The 22,143-nt window shown below is 44.6% G+C and carries 22 protein-coding genes; 16 read left to right on the top strand and 6 right to left on the bottom strand.

The features are described 5' to 3' along the window. Nucleotides 1-196: 196 nt before the first annotated feature. The 4 genes from secG to smpB all read left to right on the top strand — a co-directional run bounded on the left by secG (nt 197) and on the right by smpB (nt 4,262). On the top strand, nt 197-439 hold the full coding sequence (gene secG / locus AC27FN_RS06665; RefSeq protein WP_407883856.1) for a preprotein translocase subunit SecG: 243 nt from the start codon (nt 197-199) through the stop codon (nt 437-439). A 145-nt stretch (nt 440-584) separates the two neighbouring features. Continuing rightward, nucleotides 585-1,349: an alpha/beta hydrolase gene (locus AC27FN_RS06660; protein ID WP_487167231.1), complete on the top strand. Its 765-nt coding sequence runs from the start codon at nt 585-587 to the stop codon at nt 1,347-1,349. Nucleotides 1,350-1,390: 41 nt separating this feature from the next. Beyond that, the gene (rnr, locus tag AC27FN_RS06655; protein ID WP_487167230.1) at nt 1,391-3,760 is read left to right on the top strand and encodes a ribonuclease R; all 2,370 of its coding nucleotides are present in this window, start codon (nt 1,391-1,393) and stop codon (nt 3,758-3,760) included. A gap of 31 nt (nt 3,761-3,791) precedes the next feature. After that, nucleotides 3,792-4,262: an SsrA-binding protein SmpB gene (gene smpB, locus AC27FN_RS06650; protein ID WP_487167229.1), complete on the top strand. Its 471-nt coding sequence runs from the start codon at nt 3,792-3,794 to the stop codon at nt 4,260-4,262. A 121-nt stretch (nt 4,263-4,383) separates the two neighbouring features. Here smpB and AC27FN_RS06645 read toward each other — a convergent pair whose 3' ends face one another. After that, complete coding sequence (locus tag AC27FN_RS06645; protein WP_487167228.1) at nt 4,384-4,506, bottom strand: transposase; 123 nt, start codon at nt 4,504-4,506, stop codon at nt 4,384-4,386. 227 nt (nt 4,507-4,733) lie between these two features. Between AC27FN_RS06645 and AC27FN_RS06640 the strand changes: the two genes are divergently transcribed. After that, complete coding sequence (locus AC27FN_RS06640; RefSeq protein ID WP_487167227.1) at nt 4,734-5,090, top strand: hypothetical protein; 357 nt, start codon at nt 4,734-4,736, stop codon at nt 5,088-5,090. Between the two features lie 216 nt (nt 5,091-5,306). Continuing rightward, nucleotides 5,307-5,948, top strand: a complete 642-nt coding sequence (locus AC27FN_RS06635; protein WP_487167226.1) for a hypothetical protein — start codon at nt 5,307-5,309, stop codon at nt 5,946-5,948. Between the two features lie 39 nt (nt 5,949-5,987). Here the strand turns inward: AC27FN_RS06635 and AC27FN_RS06630 are convergent, their stop codons facing one another. From AC27FN_RS06630 to AC27FN_RS06620, 3 genes are all read right to left on the bottom strand, one after another. Continuing rightward, nucleotides 5,988-6,848 carry an SDR family oxidoreductase gene (locus AC27FN_RS06630; RefSeq protein WP_487167225.1) on the bottom strand — a complete coding sequence of 287 codons (861 nt, stop codon included), beginning with the start codon at nt 6,846-6,848 and terminating at the stop codon, nt 5,988-5,990. Nucleotides 6,849-7,172: 324 nt separating this feature from the next. Then, on the bottom strand, nt 7,173-7,802 hold the full coding sequence (gene apf, locus AC27FN_RS06625; RefSeq protein ID WP_487167224.1) for an aggregation-promoting factor: 630 nt from the start codon (nt 7,800-7,802) through the stop codon (nt 7,173-7,175). 377 nt (nt 7,803-8,179) lie between these two features. Further along, nucleotides 8,180-8,761 (bottom strand): LURP-one-related/scramblase family protein, encoded by a 582-nt coding sequence (locus AC27FN_RS06620; RefSeq protein WP_487167223.1) that lies wholly within the window; start codon nt 8,759-8,761, stop codon nt 8,180-8,182. A gap of 132 nt (nt 8,762-8,893) precedes the next feature. Between AC27FN_RS06620 and AC27FN_RS06615 the strand changes: the two genes are divergently transcribed. The 4 genes from AC27FN_RS06615 (at nt 8,894) to AC27FN_RS06600 (ending at nt 11,709) form a co-directional block, all read left to right on the top strand. Continuing rightward, nucleotides 8,894-9,598, top strand: coding sequence for a uracil-DNA glycosylase (locus AC27FN_RS06615; RefSeq protein WP_487167222.1), 705 nt, complete (start codon nt 8,894-8,896; stop codon nt 9,596-9,598). A 41-nt stretch (nt 9,599-9,639) separates the two neighbouring features. Further along, on the top strand, nt 9,640-10,617 hold the full coding sequence (gene pta, locus AC27FN_RS06610) for a phosphate acetyltransferase (RefSeq protein WP_487167221.1): 978 nt from the start codon (nt 9,640-9,642) through the stop codon (nt 10,615-10,617). A gap of 101 nt (nt 10,618-10,718) precedes the next feature. Next, nucleotides 10,719-11,192: a tRNA (adenosine(37)-N6)-threonylcarbamoyltransferase complex ATPase subunit type 1 TsaE gene (gene tsaE, locus AC27FN_RS06605; RefSeq protein ID WP_487167220.1), complete on the top strand. Its 474-nt coding sequence runs from the start codon at nt 10,719-10,721 to the stop codon at nt 11,190-11,192. Further along, nucleotides 11,185-11,709 (top strand): GNAT family N-acetyltransferase, encoded by a 525-nt coding sequence (locus AC27FN_RS06600; protein WP_487167219.1) that lies wholly within the window; start codon nt 11,185-11,187, stop codon nt 11,707-11,709. Before tsaE ends, AC27FN_RS06600 begins: the two co-directional genes overlap by 8 nt. Before the next feature lie 56 nt (nt 11,710-11,765). Here AC27FN_RS06600 and AC27FN_RS06595 read toward each other — a convergent pair whose 3' ends face one another. Both AC27FN_RS06595 and AC27FN_RS06590 read right to left on the bottom strand, forming a co-directional pair. Next, nucleotides 11,766-12,299 (bottom strand): 3'-5' exonuclease, encoded by a 534-nt coding sequence (locus AC27FN_RS06595; protein WP_487167218.1) that lies wholly within the window; start codon nt 12,297-12,299, stop codon nt 11,766-11,768. 129 nt (nt 12,300-12,428) lie between these two features. After that, nucleotides 12,429-13,190, bottom strand: a complete 762-nt coding sequence (locus AC27FN_RS06590) for an exodeoxyribonuclease III (protein ID WP_487167217.1) — start codon at nt 13,188-13,190, stop codon at nt 12,429-12,431. A 137-nt stretch (nt 13,191-13,327) separates the two neighbouring features. Here AC27FN_RS06590 and murB point away from each other — a divergent pair, with 137 nt between their 5' ends. From murB to glmS, 6 genes are all read left to right on the top strand, one after another. Next, a complete protein-coding gene (gene murB, locus AC27FN_RS06585; protein ID WP_487167216.1) occupies nt 13,328-14,254 on the top strand; it encodes a UDP-N-acetylmuramate dehydrogenase in 927 nt (308 codons plus the stop codon). Between the two features lie 88 nt (nt 14,255-14,342). Further along, nucleotides 14,343-16,487: a cation:proton antiporter gene (locus AC27FN_RS06580; protein ID WP_487167215.1), complete on the top strand. Its 2,145-nt coding sequence runs from the start codon at nt 14,343-14,345 to the stop codon at nt 16,485-16,487. Nucleotides 16,488-16,588: 101 nt separating this feature from the next. Then, nucleotides 16,589-17,428, top strand: coding sequence for a diadenylate cyclase CdaA (cdaA, locus tag AC27FN_RS06575; RefSeq protein ID WP_487167214.1), 840 nt, complete (start codon nt 16,589-16,591; stop codon nt 17,426-17,428). Then, nucleotides 17,425-18,537 (top strand): CdaR family protein, encoded by a 1,113-nt coding sequence (locus tag AC27FN_RS06570; RefSeq protein ID WP_487167213.1) that lies wholly within the window; start codon nt 17,425-17,427, stop codon nt 18,535-18,537. Before cdaA ends, AC27FN_RS06570 begins: the two co-directional genes overlap by 4 nt. Before the next feature lie 28 nt (nt 18,538-18,565). Continuing rightward, nucleotides 18,566-19,918, top strand: coding sequence for a phosphoglucosamine mutase (gene glmM / locus AC27FN_RS06565; RefSeq protein WP_487167212.1), 1,353 nt, complete (start codon nt 18,566-18,568; stop codon nt 19,916-19,918). Between the two features lie 263 nt (nt 19,919-20,181). Continuing rightward, nucleotides 20,182-21,999 (top strand): glutamine--fructose-6-phosphate transaminase (isomerizing), encoded by a 1,818-nt coding sequence (gene glmS / locus AC27FN_RS06560; RefSeq protein WP_487167211.1) that lies wholly within the window; start codon nt 20,182-20,184, stop codon nt 21,997-21,999. Nucleotides 22,000-22,143 lie beyond the last annotated feature (144 nt).

The raw sequence follows: 22,143 nt of genomic DNA, 5'->3' as shown, positions 1-22,143 counted from the left end.
TCTTAAACGCGCTCACCGGACCTGAGCCCTGTGCCCAACCAACAAGCACCCCCGGGCAAAATGCGCCCAATGGTGCTTGTCTGTTGGTGCTCGGTCTCACCCGGGTCTGGCTCACGCTCTGAGTACTAGTAATTATCGTTAAATTATGGTAAATTAGTTGGGACATCTGGCATGAGCCGCACGGGAGGAAACCGCTTTGTATAATTTCTTATTAACTGCACTGATTGTTATCGCTATCGTCATCGTTATTGCAGTCATGTTGCAGCCAACAAAAACAGACGATGCGCTGGGCGCTTTGTCCGGTGGTGGCGGAGCCAACGATCTTTTTGCTCAACAAAAGTCACGCGGCTTTGAAGGATTTATGCAACGCGTTACTGTTGTTCTTGGGATTCTTTTCTTTGGGATTGCGCTGGCGTTAGTGTATTTGTCTTCGCACTAGATTAAGCTAGTTAGCGACCACAAGGAAAATCTCGCAATTCAGGGTGACGTTTCGTCACGGTAATGAATGTGACTCCAGGCTGGGCGCACCCCAGCCTTTTTTGATGCCTTTTCGTAGTTTGTAAATGGATAAAGGAGTGTTCACCATGACAGTTCGTTTTCGGCGGCCAGAACCGCTTTTAATTGAAGCAGGGCCTCACGCAGTTTTATTACTGCATGCCTATTCAGGCAGCAGTAATGACATGGGGCTATTGGGACGTGGCTTAGCACGAGCCGGCTATACGGTTTACGCACCAATCTTCTCCGGACATGGCACATTAGAGCCGAAAGATATTTTGACGCAAGGCAGTGTGCCGCAATGGTTAGCTGATGCTAAGACAGCCGTGCAGCGATTGCGGACAATGGGCTATCAGCAGATTGCAGTATTTGGTTTATCCATGGGCGGCTTATTTGCTACCCGGCTATTGGAAATGGATGATCAATTAGTGGGCGGCGGAACATTTGCTTCACCAGTGATCCGGGTTGGTGAAACGAATGTACCCCAGAGTTTTATTGAATTGAGTCGAAAAATTTATGATCGTGAACCGCTAGATGAGACAAAAAAACAAGCGAATTTGGATTGGCTAGCTCAGCACAATCCGCAGCAGCTGGCTGAGATCGAAGCTTTTGTTCGTGATGAAGTGGACCCACATCTTGATCAGATCAAGCGACCTTTTTTTATCGGTCAAGGGGATACTGACGAGATGATCGATGCACGTAGCGGAGCAGCATTTTATGACGCGATGATTAAGCTGGGTAAACAAGTCTCCTTCCACGTTTACCCAGGGGCCGGTCATGTCTTAACCGTTAATCAAGCACATCACCAATTACAAGACGATGTTGAAACGTTTTTGAAAAATTTATTTAATTAGAACAAATCACATGCTTGATGCATAAGAAAAATGAGGTAACTATGGCAGATCAAAATTTACAGGAGCAGATTTTAACGTTTTTGGATCGACATCAGGATCGGACGTTTACTGCTGCGGAAATTGGCACCGCTTTAAAACAGCCAGAAAAAGAATTCACACTCTCTGTGCAGGCCCTAGCCAGTCTTGAACGGGCGGGACGAGTACGGGTGACAGATGATGGTAAATGGGCACTGGTAAAACCAGAAGCGCAATTGGTCGGCACCTTTCATGGTAATGACAAGGGCTTTGGCTTTGTCAGCTATGGCGAAGAATTACCCGATGCTTACATTAATCCGGATCATACGAAGCACGCGATGACTGGCGACACGGTGGAAATTAAAATTTTACGCCCAGCTGACAAGGGTTCTGATCGTGGGCCAGAAGGGGAAGTTACAAAGATTACCGAACATCACTACACGCAGATTGTGGGTGAGTTTCGATCAAAGCGAGATGCCAAACGACCAAGTGTCATTGGTGAAGTGCTTTTAAAAGATAAAAAACTGGTATCATTTTCATTCGATGTGACTGATGGTGGCATTCATCCAGTTGATGGTGAAGTTGTGACGGCTGACGTCACCGCCTATCCGAGTGATCTGAATCCACAATTACTTACTGGTGTAGCGACAAAAGTGATTGGGAATGCGGATGAGCCTGGTATTGACATTTTACAAATTGTTTATGCGCATGATGTGCCGTCAGAGTTTCCACAACAAGTATTAGATGAAGCTAATGCGATTCCAGATACTGTTCAAGAGGCAGATAAGGTTGGACGCGTTGACATTACCGACCAGCCTTTAGTGACAATTGATAGTATCGAAAGTAAGGATTTGGACGATGCGGTGGTTGTCTGGAAGCTGGACAATGGTAACTACCATCTAGGCGTTTCAATCGCCGATGTGAGCTACTATGTCAAAGAAGGATCGGCTTTGGACCAAGAGGCTTATAAGCGGGGAACATCGGTCTATTTAACGGATCGAGTGATTCCAATGTTGCCTAAACGCCTATCTAACGGGATCTGCTCGCTAAATGAAGGTGTTGAACGCCTGTCCATGACCTGTGATATGGAGATTGACCCAACTGGGAAGGTTGTTAATCATAAAATTTATCCTAGTTTGATGCGTAGCCATGCGCGGATGACCTATAAAGCAGTTAATAAAATTTTAGAGGCTCATGACGCAAAAACGATGGCCCGGTATGATGATCTAGTCGGCATGTTTGAAGACATGGCTGAGTTGCACAAGGCCCTGGTGAAGAAACGCCATCAACGAGGAGCCATTGATTTTGATGCACCAGAAGCCAAAATTATCGTTGATGAGAGTGGTCATCCAATTGATATTGAACTTCGTGACCGTGGATTGGCAGAGCGGATGATCGAATCGTTCATGTTAGCTGCTAATGAGACGGTTGCTGAGCACTATGATCGGCTACATGTCCCATTCTTGTATCGTGTTCACGAAACGCCAGATGGTGATCGAGTAAAGAGTTTCTTTGACTTGCTGAATGTTTTTGGTATTAACGTCAAGGGAGATCCTAACAATCTGAAGCCCAAAATGCTTCAAAGTGTCTTGAAAGATGTTGCTGGTACGCCTGAAGAACAGATGGTGCAAACTATGATGTTGCGCTCAATGAAGCAGGCCAAGTACTCAGATGAACCGCTGGGTCACTTTGGTTTAGGCGCTGAATATTACACACATTTCACATCACCAATTCGTCGGTACCCTGATGATATGGTTCACCGGATGATTCGCTGGTATGCAGCCCAGGGGACATCTGATGAGGCCAAGGCCCACTATGCAGACGAATTGCTCCAGATTGCTAAAGATACCTCTGAGCGGGAACGGCGCTCAATTGATACCGAGCGGGCAACAGATGACATGAAGAAAGCTGAATATATGGCGGATCATGTGGGTGAAGATTTCGATGCGGTGGTTAGTTCCGTACTGAAATTTGGCATGTTTGTGGAATTGCCCAATACAGTCGAAGGACTTGTCCATATTTCTAACATGAAAGATGACTTCTATGGCTTTGATGAAAGTCATCTTGCCTTAATCGGTGAACGACACCACCATATTTTCCAAATTGGCCAACCAATTAAAGTTCATTTGGAAAAAGTGGACAAAGATGCCGCTGCAGTCGACTTCACGATTGTCGATCCACGAACAGCGCCGACAACGGATATTCGGGTGCCCCATGATAATCGCGGTAATGGTGGCCGTCGAAATGGTGGCAATAACCGCGGTAATCGGAATTTCCACAATAATTCATCACGGGACGAAAAAAATGGCGTGAAAAAAGTTAATCACTATCAAAGCAACCGCAATCGTGCCGGTCGTAGCGGCAAGACAAATTTTCACAGTGATCATAAAAAGTAAGCGTCTTTGAATCTGAAAGGTAGGTGTAAAAATGGCTAAAAGAAAGTCTGCTGGCAATGATGCATTGGCAAATAATCGAAAAGCCCGCCATGACTACACCATTTTAGAAACCTACGAGGCGGGAATCGAACTAACTGGGACAGAAATTAAATCAGTGCGTGCAGCGCGAATTACGATTGGTGATGGCTTCGTATCCATCAAAAATGGGCAAGCGTACTTGATGAATGTTAATATTGCCGAGTTTACTCAAGGTAACCGGTTTAACCATGATCCACTGCGAATGCGACGCTTATTGTTGCATAAACAAGAGATTAAAAAGTTACTCGCAGCCGTGGCCCAAAAAGGGCGGACCATTGTGCCCCTACGAGTGTACATTAAACACGGCTACGCGAAGGTATTGATTGGTGTTGCTCAGGGAAAACGGGAATATGATAAGCGCCAGACGCTAAAACAACGGGATCAGCAACGAGAAATTGATCGTGAGTTGGCCCGTCGTCAGTAACGAAGTACCAAAACTAATCTAAGATTAGATCCGGTAAGATTCGATGAATTTTGGCTCAATGTCAAATCGTGTTGGTCGTTCAATATTTAAGAAAAAGACGCTCCCCGGAGCGTCTTTTTCTTTACTCACAAAGTAGTTGAATGCGTACGAAGAAGTGACTCAAGTTTCTAAAACCATAACAGTGATTCTTTAATGATTTAATTTTGCGGTTAATTCCCTGACCCCCCTTAAAATAAACGAGCATAAAAATGTGAAGGGGTAACTATACTTTCTCGATATTATATTTGTAGAATACTATGGGCCTAAATTATTATTTCGTTTAAAAATCATATTTTTCGACAATCTTTATACGGACTAAGATCCCCTACCAACTAGTACCCTCAAGATTATGTCGTAAGGCGCTTTAATTTGAGGGCAATGCTTCAGGTAAAAGTTGTTTAGTAGTTGTAGAACAACTGAGGGAAGATATAAATGAAGCTATTAAAACAGAATGACATTAGAGATTTTTTGAATACTAATAATTTACTTGATAGTAACACTTACTTTGTATGGGGGACCGTTGAAAACTCATACTTTATTATTTCCTTTTGTGATAAAGGTATTTTCCTATTGCCTGTAGCATTTTGGGGGGACTTAAGTGAAGAAATTTACCAGCTAGAAAAAGAGCATATAGAAACATTGGATATGAAAAAGAAATTTTTCGGATATAAGTTAAGTATTAAGCCTATAGATTCGGATGCATTAAATTTTTTTATTTCACCATTCGTGATTGGTTATAAAGGCCAAAAAGAAAACCTTAAAAGCATTTTAAAAATATATTTTGATTAATATTTTTAATTCGGTCAAGCGTGCCACGCTTGCTCTTGCCGAGTAGGCAGTCCTGCTGACAAGAATGAAAAAGACGGAGACGCCTTTTTTTCTTGCCTAGGGGAAGTTGCCCAAGCCAACTACAAGTTTCCACAGACAGCGCACACCCTTACTTGGAAGGTACCTGAACTCACGTGCCAAGAAAGGCGGTTAATTATGAGAATGATGAGCGCAGCAATGAAGAAGATGAAGAGCGGAAAGCTAGGTGGAATTCAGAAACGTAATCAGCGTGAATTTAAAAATCATTCGAATGATGACTATGTAATGAGTCAGCGGAAATTTAAGTTTGTAGTATTTTTATGGTGTCTTTTTCAGTTTATCCTGTGGTGGGTGTATGTTGCTGTTTCTTGCACATATACAGTCTGTTTTCTGTTTGCTTTTATTATTTGGCAGATTTTAACTGAGGTAGGGTATTATCTTGCGTTTAAATTAGGTTATCATTCGACACCAGAAGGGAAAACAGTGTCAGATGGTCGTGGAGGGCGGATGCAATTTCCTGAATTTGTAAAGAATGATCAAGAGTATCTCATTCGAAGAAGAAATCTTACAAGAAAAGAAAAAAGTCTTCGTTTAATATTTTCAATGACATGTGCAGCAATCTTGAGTGTTTTTATAATTAGTTCACTAAGTTTATTTACGACACTTAACTCAGTCAATGATTTTTTATCATTGATCATTTTTGCCGTAATTTTCTTGACGGCTTTTGGTATTTGGAAGGGATATCAAGTTATATTTCGACGAGTATTTAACTTAGAAATCGCATGGAAAGAAAATAATCGGCCGGTCTTCAAGTATAAGAAAAAAGGTTTTGAAACATGACATGATAATTCGTCTGCTCAAAACCTTTTTCGCTTTAAATTATTTATTCCAATGATCTGTCAAAAAATCATGCATGTTTGTTGCGCTATGTCCCATAATTAGCTTAAAGTCCAGACTTATCTCATTCAACAATCCCAATGAACCACCAGCATATAATGAACTTAGCATATGCCCCGCATTACCTTCGTTGTAAATGTTTTCAAATTCTTCCAAACTAACTGGACGATAACCAATTGGTTTACCAGAAACTTCACTTAAAATATTGGCTAACTGCTTCATTGTATAGTTCTGATCCTGCGTTAAAGTATAAATCCGACCGGATACTTGTAATTCAGGTGTTGTTGCTACCCTCACAAATGCTTCTGCACTATCTTGCAAACTCACAAAACTAATTGCCTGATCCCCGACCGGATATATCACATTCTTTCGTTCAATCAGCTCTGGCAAGTATGGAATCAACGGATCTGCGTATAAAGCATTCCGTAAAATGTTGTATGATATCGATGAACTAGCTAAGCGGCGCGGTAAATACCCATAAAATGCGCTTAAATCAAACGGATTGTTAGCCTGATCAGCAATAAAACCCATCGACAGAATATGTTTTACCTTACTGCTTTCAGCAGCCTTAATAACATTTTCCAGTTCTTGTACCCGACTAAAACTATCAAGACTCTTGCTAGCAACGTAAATCAGAAAATCAACATCTCTAAAAGCTGATAAAAGAGTGTCCTGCTTGAAGAAATCGATTGGTACTACTTCGCAACCCTGATCCTTTAAAGATTGGGCTTTGCTCTCCGTATGGACTCCTAAACGTATGCTTTCATTGTCAACATATTGACTCAACTCATTAGTAATTACGCGACCTAAGTGTCCTGTTGCTCCAGTAATAAAATATTTCATATACAATATCCTCCAAGTTAATTTCATTTTGGCTTAATCATATAATATTCAACTTTGTAAATTGCTGGGTGAATTAATCGCGGTTTACTAAAAGTAAGTGTACTTTAGTTAAAGTAAACAACTGCCCCTTTTTTTGTGAATAATCAAAAAAATAAAGAGGGTAGTGACTATTAAAAGCTCGGATAAACTCAAAATCTAAATTCTCTTTCTAATCTAACTCGCCAAAAAGAGAGCGGGACATAAGTCACTGTGCAAAGTGACTTATGTCCCGCTCTCTTTTTTTGTACCTATTTTAAAATTAATCGTCACCGATTAAAGTTTACCTTACCATGAATGGTGTGCTGACCAGTAGGCAGCGGCGGCCGTCCAAGAGCCGTAACGTGAGATAGCATATTGGGTGGCGACTGCTTCTTGGTTAGCAGCGGAGTAGTCACCGTGCAAGTAACTAGAAGTTAATTGGTATTTACCAATGTATTGACCATTTGTTGCCGTGTAGGAACCGCCTGATTCACCGGCTGCAATGTAGGCCTTGGCTGCTTCATCAGAAGAACTAGCGGCAGGGGTCGTTGTTGATGCAGTTGTAGCTGGTGCGGGAGTTACTGTGGCAGTTGGCTGAGTTTGAGCTTGACTGGTAGCAGCAGGTGCAGCCGGCGTTGTTGCCTGAGCAACCGGCGCGGCTGTCGTTGACGCACTTGTCGTTGCTGGCGCAGCAGTTGCAGTTGTGTTGCCATCAGGGATAACCAATGTTTGGCCAACGTAGATTAAATTACCACCATTAGTCAATTGGTTAGCGTTCACGATCGCATCGATCGTTGAGCCATTAGCTGTTGCCAATTCAGAAACCGTGTCACCGCTTTGAACCGTTACGTTAGTGTCCGCGTTGGCAGCAATTGTGCCAGCAGCCAATAAAGCACCGGCACTTAAAGTTGAAACTAAGATTTGTTTGAATGTCATGTAGAAATTTTCACTCCTATTTTCTGTGTGGCACCGTTGCTCAAAGCAGCGGGCTAAGGGAACTCGACGTCATACTAATGAGTTGAGCTGTTGTCTTCCTCTAAACAACGATGCTTACTATACAGGGTGTAAATAACATACCAATACCGTGGACATTACAAAAACGGGTTGGTTTGTCATAAAATTCAGTTTTTGCAACATTTCGTAATATTGTTGGGACGAAAATAGTTTCAATGCTCAATTAATTCGACGCTGACGGCAATGGAGGGGCTTTCAACAGCAAATGAAGTGGGCTAAAGCTTGCTACAAAGGCATTTGGACATAAAAAAAACGACCATCCAGGGGTAAAAGGCGATTTAACCCGCTGAACGATCGAATCATAATGATTGATTTTTTCTTAACGAAGTCGGTAATTTGTGACATTCGGGTCCCAATAATTTTGGTTCCCTAGCTAACCGATTCGCGCGCTGATGGTTAAGCCGACGTGACTTTTGTTTGGCCCAGCGATCCATAATGGCAGCGATTAATAAACAGACAGGTTCCGCAGAATGATTTGTAACACTGACCTGTTGGTAGTCGCCATCGGTACCTGTGAGAGTACTCATCGTTGCGACGACATGGGTGCCATGATAGATCTTGTACTTGCCAGCTACCAAATTGCCCATTACCACCCAGTTGAGGCCGCGAATATAGACGACTTCTCGCCAAAAACCAAGCGATCGACTAACAGCGCCAACTTCCTTGTTGTTATAAAGTAACGCAAACTTGGGCATCACACCTAGTGAAAGCTGTTTTGCTTCGGCCAAGATTTTTCCGGCCGGCGTTGAGGCGATCATTTGAGCCCGTGACCAGCCAAACTGACCAGACAAGAGGTAAACTGGCTGATGTTGATGATCTAAGACCGGTCGTACGCCATTAAGTAAGCCCGGTGTTTGACGAATAAATAATTGGCGCATCATAGCCTCCTTTGACCAGTTACGTGAGCATAGCTGTATTGTACCACGTGGTTCAATGAATTCGCTTTCAAAAAGGTAACGATCCAATTTATTTTGTTGGATGAGTCTGCTACAATGAAACCCGAGGTGCCAAGTATGAAACCGTTTATTCATAACGATTGGTGGCAGGTCTTGCAGCCAGAATTTGAACAAGCCTACTATCAAGAGCTCCATCGCTTTTTAAAACACGAATACCAGACCCAAACAATTTACCCTGATATGAATCATATCTTTACTGCCTTTGAATGGACGCCTTTTAATGAAGTTAAAGTCGTTATTTTAGGCCAGGATCCCTATCATGGGCCAAAACAAGCTTTTGGTTTGAGCTTTGCTGTGATGCCGGGTGTGCAAGTACCGCCATCGCTGCAAAATATTTATAAAGAGCTCGACAGTGATTTGGGCATCAAACCGGTGAATCACGGCTTTCTGAAAGCCTGGGCCCAACAAGGTGTTTTGTTACTGAACTCTGTTTTGACGGTTCGAGACGGTGTTGCCTTCTCTCATGCCGGTAAGGGGTGGGAGCAATTGTCCGATGCGGCGATCAAAAAATTATCAGAGCGTGAGCGTCCAGTGGTCTTTATTCTTTGGGGACGGGCAGCACGTGATAAGATCAAGCTGATTGATACAAGTCGTAACATTGTCTTGCAATCACCACATCCTAGCCCATTGTCAGCTCACCGTGGCTTTTTCGGTTCGAAGCCGTTTTCGAAAACCAATGAAGCGTTAATTGCGATGGGTGAACAACCCATTGATTGGCAATTACCAACTTCGGTTTCAATGGCGGATCTCAATGAGGCATAAGCTAGAGAAAACTCACACTTATTATATTGGAGGAACGCACGATGGATTTATTTGATAGTTTGAAGAACAAAATTAGTGGTCAAGATAAGACGATTGTTTTTCCTGAAGGGGAAGATCCCCGCATCTTAGGTGCTGCAGTTCGCCTAGCTAAGGATGGTCTTTTAAAGCCGATTCTATTGGGACATGCAGATGCTATTGAACAAGCAGCCGCAACGGCAGGTTTAAGCACGAATGATGTTTTGATCATTGATCCAGAGACATATCCAAGTGATAAGTTAAGCTTAATGCTGGATGCATTGGAAGAGCGCCGGGCTGGCAAGAATACCCGTGATCAATTAGCTGAGTGGTTGAAAGACGTCAACTACTTTGGCACAATGCTCGTTTACATGGATCAAGCCGATGGGATGGTTTCTGGGGCAGTTCATCCAACGGGAGATACGGTTCGCCCAGCTTTACAAATCATCAAGACTAAACCAGGGGTCAAACGAATTTCCGGTGCTTTTGTGATGCAAAAGGGCGACGAACGTTACCTATTCGCTGACTGTGCCATCAACATTGAATTAGATGCTGCCGGGATGGCCGAAGTTGCGTTAGAATCTGCTCAAACGGCGCAAGTGTTTGATATTGATCCTAAAGTTGCTATGCTGAGTTTCTCCACTAAAGGCTCCGCTAAAGGGGAGATGGTGACGAAGGTTCAAGAAGCCACGAAGCTAGCCAATGAACAACAACCGGACTTGGCCCTTGACGGTGAGCTGCAATTTGACGCGGCCTTTGTCCCCAGCGTTGGTGCAGCTAAGGCACCTGGTTCCAAGGTGGCTGGCCACGCAACAGTGTTTGTCTTCCCAGAGTTGCAATCCGGGAATATCGGCTATAAGATTGCGCAACGCTTTGGTGGATTTGAGGCGATTGGACCTATTCTACAAGGCTTGAATAAGCCAGTTTCTGACTTATCTCGAGGCGCTAACGAAGAGGATGTTTACAAAGTTGCCATTATCACAGCCGCTCAATCGGTTAAATAAATTTAGGTAAACAGAGGCAGACGACCTTGTTCCACCCAGTGGCGGACGGTTGTCTGTTTGTTTTTAGAGGGTTTAATATTTAGGTAGTAGGAGAGCGTAAGATGTTTTCATTAACGACAACAACAGCAGAACAAACCCAAGACCTCGGTCGCGAAGTTGGTTCATTGGTGACTAGTGGGGATGTCATCTTGCTAGATGGTGATCTTGGCACGGGAAAGACGACCTTCACCAAGGGACTAGCCTTGGGATTAGGGATCAAGCGACCAATCAAAAGTCCCACATTTACCATTATTCGTGAGTATCAGGAAGGCCGCTTGCCTCTTTATCATATGGATGTCTATCGACTTGAAGCCGGTGGTGGTGGTGAATTAGGTCTGGAGGAGTATTTTACCGGTGACGGTGTAAGTGTCATTGAATGGTCTCAATTTGTGGAAGATCAGCTCCCAGCTAATTATCTAATGATTCAGTTACGTCGGGTAGCGGCCAACGAAGACACTCGGCGACTGAATTTCATTTCACAGGGTGACCATTATCAAAAACTTGTTGAACAGTTGGAGGATTTAAATCATGAGTGAAGCAACCGTTGATATTCGCCCCGCAACTGAAAGTGATGCTGCTGCACTTTTAGCTTTGTTGACTACACTACAGCATGAATCAACAACGTTTACCGCCGATCCACAATTAGGTCATTTGAATGTGACCGAAGAGGCGCAACAAATTGCGCTCATGATGGCCTCGCCCAAAAACCATCTCATGGTTGCCGATTATGGCGGCCAGCTGATCGGGATCGGTAGCATTGTTGCCATTGACGATGAGCGGGGAGAAATCGGCGTGGCTGTATTAAAAGCCTTTTGGAATGAAGGCCTCGGTTCCGCGTTAATGGAAGAAATGCTGTATTGGGCCAAAACGGCTAGTCAACTAGCTGAAATTGTGCTCACCGTGCAACTGGAAAACACTTATGCTAAGCGGCTTTATCGCAACTTAGGCTTTCAAGTAAGCGAATCAGTCAGCGTGCAAAATGCGATTGGGAAAGCTGTTCCGGCACAGACAATGCGCTTAACGATCCATCATGTCCATCAACCTAAGGAATGACGAAGCGATTAAATCAAAAAACCACCCAGCAATTGCGGGTGGTTTTTTGATGCGGCTTAAAGTAGTTTCATAAAGGGTTTGATGGCCGAGGCACCAAAGTGTTGATCTTGGTAGATTAGAATATTAGCACAAGCTAGGCTATCGTCTAAGGCATTGTGATGGTGATCCAGTTCAATGTTGAGTCGCTCGCTAACAGTGTTGAGTCGGTGGTTAGGAAAGTCGGGGAAAAAGCGGCGACTTGTTTTGACGGTATCTAGTGTTAAATAGTGGGTCGGCGCGAGTTCATAATGAGCCAGCGTACTTTTCAAAACACCATTATCAAAAGGGGCATTGTGTGCCACAACCAGTTGATTATTCGTGTAAAACTGATTGATATGTGGCCAAACCTCCGGAAAAGTTGGTGCATCGGCGACGTCACGCTCGTGTATCCCATGAATTTGAACATTGCGCCACGAAAATTCAGTGTCAGGCTTAATTAAGGTATAAAATTCATCCACCACTTGATTGTGGCGAACAACAGTTAGCGCCAATGAACAGGCACTATGCCGCTGAGCGCTAGCTGTTTCAAAATCCATTGCGACAAAGTTCACGGCTGCATCCTCCATAGTATGGCTGATTGTTCAAGAAAACGAATGGGCCTAGTCTAGGCCGAGCAGTTCAAAAAGTAAAGTGAAAAAGGTGTGCGTTAATTAGTCCAAACAAGAATCGTGATGAGCCGGTTAGACAAGTTCATCAGTATCCAATTCAACCGGACAATGATCAGAGCCTAGGACATCACTGAGAATTTTAGCATCCTGAATTTGGGGCATCAGTGGATTAGAGACGACAAAATAGTCAATTCGCCACCCCGCATTATTCCGACGCGCATTGAACCGATAACTCCACCAGGAATATTGTCCAGTTGCGTCTGGATAGAAATGACGAAAGCTGTCGGTAAAGCCGGATGCTAGCAGCGTTGTGAAGTTGGTTCGTTCTGTATCTGTGAACCCGGCTCGATGATGATTAGTCTTTGGGTTCTTCAAATCGATTTCTTCATGGGCGACGTTTAAATCACCGCAAAAAATGACCGGCTTATTCGTGGCGAGTCGTTTTACATATTCTCGAAAGACCTGATCCCAATCATTTCGAAAATCTAATCGTTTTAGCTCTTGCCCAGAATTGGGTGTATAGCTAGTGATTAAATAGTAATTTTGGTATTCGAGCGTAATTACCCGACCTTCATGATCGAATTCGGGCTCGTTTAGGCCATAAGTCACCTGCAACGGTTCATGTTTAGTGAAAATGGCGGTGCCTGCGTACCCTGGACGTTCAGAATAATTCCAGAATTGATGGTAACCGGGCAGTGTGACGGTTGCTTGGCCGGCTTGTAATTTGGTTTCTTGTAAACAAATTGCGTCCGCGTCAAGATCAAGTAAGGTTTGTTCTAAGCCGCGCTTTAAAATAGCCCGCAGACCGTTTATGTTCCACGAAATAAATTTCATTTTAATGGTCGTCCTTTGCATTTAATTGCCTTGATTCTAACATAAGCGGTTTGAAAAAGTCTTTCATCACCCAGATCACGGTGCTGATGAATTTCGTGGTAAAATAAAAGAACGGCATTTATGTAGGAGTTAATTAAATGGGTGAGAACATGCAAAAAGTGGAATTGCAGTCAATCTTTACAGATTTTGACATCATGGAAAATGAATCATTGAGTCATTTTACGAATACAAAAACAGGTGGACCAGCAGATTGGCTGGCCTTTCCGCAAACTCGCGAACAAGTGGCGGCTTTGGTCACCTTTGCTCGGACCACAGCATTACCACTGACCATTATTGGCAATGCTAGCAATTTGATTGTTAAGGATGGTGGTATTCGGGGCCTGGTCGTTATTTTAACGGCCATGAAAACGATCAGTGTCGTTGGTCAACAAGTTAAAGCAGATGCTGGTGCCCGACTCATTGATGCGACGGAGGCAGCTTATGAAGCCAGTTTAACCGGACTGGAATTTGCTGCTGGTATTCCGGGCAGTGTGGGCGGTGGGGTCTTTATGAATGCCGGCGCTTACGGTGGCGAAGTTAAGGATGTCGTGAGCGAAGTCGAAGTCATCACCCGTGATGGGGATTTCAAAACCTATTCAAACGAGCAGATGGACTTTGGCTACCGGCATAGTTTGGTTCAAGAGACTGGAGACATCGTCATTAGTGCGACATTCACACTTGCTCCAGGCAAAGACACGCAGATTCGTGCGCTGATGGATGATCTAAATGAACGACGAGCGGCCAAACAACCGCTAGAATATCCGTCTTGTGGTTCGGTGTTTAAGCGACCGACGGGTTATTTCGCCGGCAAATTGATCACGGATGCGGACTTACGTGGATATACCTTTGGTGGAGCGCAAGTCTCCAAAAAACATGCTGGGTTTATTATTAATGTTGGTCACGCGACCGCCAGTGATTATTTGGCGGTGATTAAGCACGTTCAAGAGACAGTGGCGGCCAAATTTGGTGTGCACTTAGAAACAGAAGTCCGGATTATTGGTGAAGATGTCGCCGGACGTAAGTAGCCTGAAACTGGCGTGGATGACGGGAAATTGACCGGAGCCACGCCAGTTTCTTTAACATGAAAAGGCAAGTTCAGAAGGGGATGCTAACATGAATATTATTGAAGCCGTCATCGTTTTAGTCTTACTGGTTTTATTATCGAATGTCTTAGATCATTTTTTAGAAAACATCCCCGTTAGCTTAATTCAAGTCGTGTTAGGTCTCCTGTGGTCGGTGATCTTTCATATTACCATCCCCTTGGAAACAGATTGGTTCTTACTACTCTTTATTGCGCCATTGCTCTTTAATGATGGGCGGCGGTTTCCTAAAAGTGAGTTATGGACATTACGCGGACCAATTTTGGCGAATGCCGTTTTACTCGTCTTTTTGACCACTATTTTTGGTGGTTGGCTATTTCACTTGTTAATTCCTGGGTTACCACTGGCGGTGGGGTTCGCTTTAGCAGCCATTTTGTCACCAACCGACCCCGTGGCAGTGACTTCGATTGCTGAACAAGTCAGCTTGCCACCAGCAATTATTCACCTAGTGAGTGGTGAAAGCTTGATTAACGATGCCAGTGGTCTGATTGGCTTCAAATATGCTTTAGCAGCTGCAGTGACGGGCACATTTTCAATCTGGACCGCTACTGGGGACTTCCTATACACCAGTTTAGTCGGCTTCTTAGTTGGTTTTGCTGGCATGACTCTTTTGCAAATGTTACGCGAAACGTTACGGCGATCGGGGATTAATGATCCGGTCTTTAATACGGTTTTGCAACTCGTGAGTCCGTTTGTTGTCTACATTGGTGCCGAGATGATCCACGCGTCTGGCGTGATTGCAGTGGTAACTGCCGGTGTTTTAGCTCATTTGAATGAAAGCCGATTGGTTGAAGATGTCCCTGAACAGCGTTTACTAGTGGAACGAACCTGGGATATTATCGTGTATGTTCTAAATGGAATTGTATTTATTATTTTGGGTGACGAGCTACCGAGCGCCACTAAGGCGACAATTGCTGATCCGGCGACAGGAACCCTTGGCGCAGTCGGGTACGTGGTATTAGCTTGGGCGATCTTATTTTTAACGCGGGTGCTTTGGATTTATCTGTATGCGGGGGTACGACGGTTCAGTCGGCGGGAACGCAACGTACCACCGGTGACGTTGAAAACTGCTGTTATTTCTGGTCTGACCGGTGTGCGCGGTGCAATCACCTTGGCTGGCGTACTGACCATTCCGATAACGGTTGCTGGCGGCGCACCGTTTCCTGAACGTTCACTTATTCTATTCGTTGCTGCCGGCGTTATCGTGGTGAGTTTAGTGGTAGCAGCGGTGACGCTGCCTTTGCTAAGCCGGCATGGTGCTTTACTGGTCACCCGGGGGAGCCAGGTGGATTTGCTAGAGGAAATGGTCGGCACTGATGACCGCAACGCCACAGAGCGAAGCTTGTTGAGTCTGGATGAAGCAAAAACATATCTTGCCAAGACCGCTGTCGCAGCGATTGAAGTTCAACGGCGACCGGAAAATCAACGCGCTGCTTATGATCTGATGCTGGATTATCAATTTATTATTCGTCGCTTTGAATTACGAACCAAGCCGTCAACTGAAGTCGCGAAAATGGTTGAATTTGAGGTGGAAATTCGCCGAGTGGCCTTGCGTGGCGAATTGGCTCAATTAAATGCGCTACGAGAGGCTGGTCGTACCGGTGGTTGGATTTATCGATATTATCAACGGCAAATTAATCGGCGACTATTGAACGCTGACGCGCGCCAACGCCATGAACCACTCCCGGCGTGGCGGACTGCACGTCAACTAATTCGTCACGGGATTCGTCGACTGACAATTTTATTGACTGGTAATGATATGGCCGGTTTTCGTGCCCAACAAGTCTTGATTGAAACGGAAACGGCGAAGGCCGCTATTCGTCAGCTATCGCGTTTTTTTAAGCAAGATCATCATAAGAAAAATGTGCAACAACGACAAAGTGTCTACCACTTGATTGTTCATTATCGTTACCGAATTGAACGGCGCAAATCCAGTACGGCCACTAAAATTGCTCAACAAGAGCAATATGATTTAGCTCGCCAGGCGTTACGAGTTAAGGCTCTGGCGGCGGAACGAACGGCTGTTTCCGAACTTCTGGAGGCCGGTCGCATCAACGCGATTATGGCTGCAAATTTGCGCCAGTATGTCAACTATTCAGAAAATGTTTTGATGCTGGGGGAAGACCTGCAAACGGAAGCTAACCGTCCGGTAGACTAGTCGTGTGGAATCACTAAATCTGCTATAATGTAGCCTGAATAAGTTGTACTGCTATATTTCTGGCGGTATGGCTGAGATTTGTTAAGTATAGGAGGATCGCTATGGTATTCGATCCCATTAGTTGGATCACCTGGGGTAACGCAGCCCGGTTGCTTGATGTATTGGTGATTTGGTTTGTGATCTATGAACTCATCATGTTATTACGAGGGACTCGTGCTGTGATGCTATTTCGTGGCATTTTAGTGATTATTGTCATTAAAATCGCGAGTTGGTATTTAGGCTTAGAGACAGTTTCTTGGGTAATGGATCAAGTGATTAATTGGGGTGTCATTGCCTTAGTTATCGTTTTCCAACCTGAGATTCGGCAAGGACTCGAACGTCTAGGCCGCGGATCGTTTATTCAACGCGGGCGAACTGTTTACGATGATGAAGAGAATTTAATTGAATCGTTAGATAAAGCCATTCAATACATGAGTAAACGGCGAATTGGCGCGTTGATTGCGATTCAAATGGAAACCGGTCTGGAGGAATACATCGAGACTGGTATTGATTTGGATGCAGATGTGACGGGTGAATTGCTTATTAATATTTTTATCCCAAACACGCCGCTGCATGATGGGGCGGTGATTATTAAGGATAATCGGATTGCTTCTGCCACGGCTTACTTGCCATTGTCTGACAGCAACCTAATTCCTAAAGAATTAGGGACACGTCATCGAGCGGCGGTCGGCATTAGTGAGGTGACTGATGCGTTAACCATCGTGGTTTCTGAAGAGACCGGTGAAGTAATGTTTACACGAAACAACGAAATGATGCGCAACTTGTCACAAGAGGACTATTTAAATTACCTGCGCAAACAATTGATTCCTGCTGAACCGGAACGCCATAATTGGTTCTTAGATGCAGTTAATCGATTATTTCGAGGGGGTGGCCGGCAATGAAACCTTTTAATCGGTTCTTGAACAGCGCCTGGTTTTATCGGCTGATGGCGCTGATACTCGCGATTTTAATGGTGATTTATGTCACGAATACTGCTGCTAATGACACGCGTTTAGCGCGTCCAACCAATGGGAGCCGGATCTCTTCACTCACATCAACTAAGACGGCAACGATTTCGGTTCCGCTTCAGCTCAATGTTAATTCTAATAAGTATTTTGTCACGGGGTACCCGGAACGCGTTAAGGTTAAAGTAACCGGTCCGGCGGCCTTAGTGACAGCCACCACTAATACCCAGAATTTCACGATTAACGCAAATTTGCGCGGTTTATCAATGGGCAAACATAAAGTGAAATTGGTTGCGACCGGTTTGAATAAGGAATTAACTTATCAAATTCAACCACAAAATATCAACGTGACGATTGCGCGTCGTGCCACGGTAACGTTGCCGGTTCACGTCAAATATGATGCCAGCAATTTAGCAAGTGGTTACCAGATTGGCACCCCTTCCAGTTCTGTGACTAAAGTAACCGTTACGGGTGCCAGTGATCAAGTTGAGCAAGTGGCACAGGTCGTTGCCCCAGTTAACCTGACTAAGAACAGTACGTCTACGTTAAATGTTACCGCCCAATTGGAGGCACAGGATAGCAACGGGCGGACCGTTAACGTGGTTATTACGCCTGCCACAACTACCGTGAAGATTCCAATTACTTCTGATGAGAGCTCGAAAAAGGTAACGGTTAAGTATAGTGCAGTTAATGGTGCTGGTGATCGAAATTATGACTTGTCAGGAGATGTGGACAGTCTAGTTGTCTATGGTACCAAGTCTGCAATCGACAAACTCAAGGACACGATTACGATTCCTGTTGATGTGTCTGGACTACCTTTGGGCACGTCGAAGCAACAAGTTAATTTAACTCCGAGTGCCGCTGGACTTCGTAGCTATTCAATCACCAGTGCTGCTGTTACGATTAAGGTGACGGCAGTCAGCACCGATGCGGGCGCGCAGGGTGGCACGTCTAGTACGACATCCACTGGTGAATCGAGTGCGACGTCTTCATCTGCCAGTGATGGAACAACCAGTGGATCTAGCAGTGCTGCAAGTGGGTCATAAGTCAATATTGAAATGAGGAATTTTTAAGATGAAGTATTTTGGAACAGATGGTGTACGTGGGATTGCCAACCAGGATTTGAGCCCTGAACTAGCGTTTCGTTTGGGCCGAGCTGGCGGATACGTTTTGACCCAACACGCCGAAGGTGATCGTCAACCCCAAGTGCTCGTGGCTCACGACACGCGGATCTCTGGACAAATGTTAGAAGAAGCGTTGGTTGCCGGTTTATTGTCGGTGGGAATTGAGGTCTTAAAACTAGGGGTTATTACGACCCCCGGTGTGGCTTACCTTGTGCGTGTTCAACAGGCTGATGCAGGCGTTATGATCACTGCTTCGCATAATCCAGTAGCTGATAATGGGATCAAATTCTTTGGTAATGATGGTTTCAAATTGTCGGATGCGATGGAAGAAGAGATTGAGGCCTTGTTGGATGCACCAGTGGATGAATTGCCACGGCCGTCCGCGGATGGATTAGGGACCGTCGAGGATTATCAAGAAGGTGTCGCTAAATATACACAGTTTCTTGGGCAGACGATTCCTGACGAGTTGTCCGGCTTACACATTGCCGTCGACGCCGCCAATGGGGCAACAAGTAAATTAGTGTCACGCTTATTTGCTGACGTGGATGCTGATTTTGATACGATGGCAACTTCACCTAATGGTTTAAACATTAACGATGGGGTTGGTTCAACTCACCCTGAAGCGTTACAAAAGTTCGTCGTGGAACAAGGCGCAGAGCTCGGGGTAGCCTTTGACGGCGACGGAGATCGTTGTATCGCAGTCGATGAAAATGGAGCAGTGGTTGATGGTGACAAAATCATGTACATCTGTGGTAAGTACATGAGTGAGCACGGGCGTTTGAAAAAAGATACAGTTGTGACCACGGTGATGAGTAACATCGGTTTGTACAAAGCACTAGAGGCCAATGGCATGCATAGTGTTCAGACGCAGGTGGGCGATCGCTACGTGGTTGAAGAAATGCTTAAGGATGGCTACAACGTGGGTGGCGAGCAGTCTGGGCATGTTGTCTTCTTAGATTTCAACACGACCGGCGATGGTATGTTAACCGCCTTACAGTTGATGTATATCGTTAAAGTCACCGGTAAGAAGCTTTCTGAATTGGCGAGCGAAGTGACTAAATATCCGCAAAAACTGGTTAACGTAAAAGTTCGCGATAAAAAAGCAGCATTGGATAATCCTGAAATTCAGGCCGCTATCGATAAGGTTGAAGCTAAAATGGCTGGCGACGGGCGTGTATTGGTACGCCCAAGTGGGACAGAACCATTGCTGCGGGTCATGGCCGAAGCACCGACGCAGACAGCTGTGGATGGGTATGTTGACGAAATTGCCGATGTTGTCCGCGAGCAAGAGGGTATCGAATAACATCGTCAGAATGCCTCGCCGAAATTAGTGAGAATAAGACATTTTTTCGTAGAAACTAAGCATTAGCGTTTAAAAAGGGCCGCTCAGAACTGAGCGGCCCTTTTTTACAGGCAAGATAAGGCGCCTAGATGACCTCTTATTCGTATAGACCAATAATAATAACTGTTGACGAGATGATGTTAAAACAGTAGTATTGATTTGTTTTCAAAAACAAAAAGAATTGTTTTTGTGTCTATACCAATTGACGAGAGTAGGAGAACGCTATGTGTGGAATTGTTGGAGTTACCGGAAACGAAAATGCGGTCGCAATGTTGATGGAAGGCTTGCGTCGTTTGGAATATCGTGGCTATGATTCGGCCGGTATTTATGTTAACGATCAGAGCGGTCACGACTTTTTGGTCAAGGAAAAAGGCCGGGTTGCGGATCTGGCCAACGCATTGACGCCAGAAGTTCAAGGTACAACTGGCATTGCGCACACCCGCTGGGCTACCCATGGACAACCAAGTATTGCGAATGCCCATCCACAAATTTCGGCTGATGACCGTTTTTATCTCGTCCATAACGGGGTCATTGAAAATTATTTGGAATTGAAGACCAAATATTTGGCTGATGTTGAATTTAAAAGCGAAACAGACACAGAAGTCGTTGTGCAGTTGATCGATTACTTCGTTTTGCATGATAACTTGACCACGTTAGAAGCGTTTCGTAAGGTTTTGTACTTGGTTGGAGATTCCGCATATGGTTTTCTTTTGATGGATCGTGAACAACCGAATACGTTATTTGTAGCTAAGAACAAGAGCCCACTACTTGTTGGCGTTGGCAATGGCTTTAACGTTGTCTGCTCCGATGCGATTGCCATGCTGAATTACACCCATGACTTTATCGAAATGCAGGATGGCGAGATTATGATTTTGACGCCAGACAAAGTAGATATTGAGGATGAAGAAGGGCATCATATCACGCGCTTACCTTTCCACGTGAATATGGATGCTAGCGAAGCAGACAAGGGCACTTATCCGCATTACATGTTGAAGGAAATTGATGACCAACCGGCAGTGATGCGCAAGTTAGTTCAAACTTACTTTGATGACGCGGGTGAGATTGATCTTGATACAGATTTACTAGCTGATTTAAAAGCAGCGGATCGTTTGTATATTATCGCTGCTGGGACTAGTTATCATGCTGGGTTAGTCGGGGAACGACTCTTTGAACGATTGGCTAAAGTTCCTACGGAGGCTCATGTGGCATCCGAGTTTGCCTACAATACACCAATTTTATCAGCCAACCCATTTTTTATTTTTCTCAGTCAAAGTGGTGAGACCGCAGACTCACGGGAAGTTCTAACAAATATTGGTGAAGCTGGCTATCATAGTTTAACCATCACCAATGTTCAGAATTCAACGTTATCACGAGAAGCGACATATACGATGTTACTGGAGGCTGGTCCTGAAATTGCTGTGGCATCGACAAAGGCCTATACGGCGCAGATCGCAGTCGAAGCCATTGTTGCTAAAGCATTAGGCGAAGCAAACGGGATCAACGCGGCTAGTCAATTCGAGTTAGCTAATCAACTTGGATTAGTAGCAAATGGCATTCAAGCACTGGTCGATCAAAAAGAAGTTTTTGAGAAAATTGCCCAAGATAACTTTGTTGATCAACATGATGCGTTTTATATCGGCCGTGGCATTGACTACGCCGTTTCGCTTGAGGCTTCATTGAAGTTGAAAGAAATTACCTATATCCATTCAGAAGGGGTCGCGGCTGGGGAATTAAAACATGGCCCGATTGCCCTCATCGAAGCCGGTACGCCTGTGATTGGCTTGATTACGCAGTCTAAGACGGCTGGTCTCACTCGTAGTAATTTGGCCGAAACCGCTGCTCGTGGTAGTCATATTATGACGATTGTTTCTAAGTCCTTGGCCAATGTCCACGATGATATTATCTTAGAGGATGTGGATGAAACACTGGCGCCACTGTTGACCATTATCCCAGCTCAACTAATCTCGTATTACACTAGTTTGCTGAAGGGTCTGGACGTTGATAAGCCACGTAACCTTGCGAAAAGTGTGACTGTCCAATAAGCTAAATAAAAACGTTCCTGTCAGTCAGGAACGTTTTTTTATTGCACACATTTTGATTCACGCGCTTGTGCACTGGTGGAAAGCTGAATGGGATCATTTGTCATTGGGATGTGACGAAACGGTGCCTTGTCACGTGATGTTTTT

Source organism: Furfurilactobacillus sp. W61-4 (genome assembly GCF_057545565.1).
Note: the sequence above shows the minus strand (reverse complement) of the source record. Positions and strands in the feature narration are given on the sequence as shown.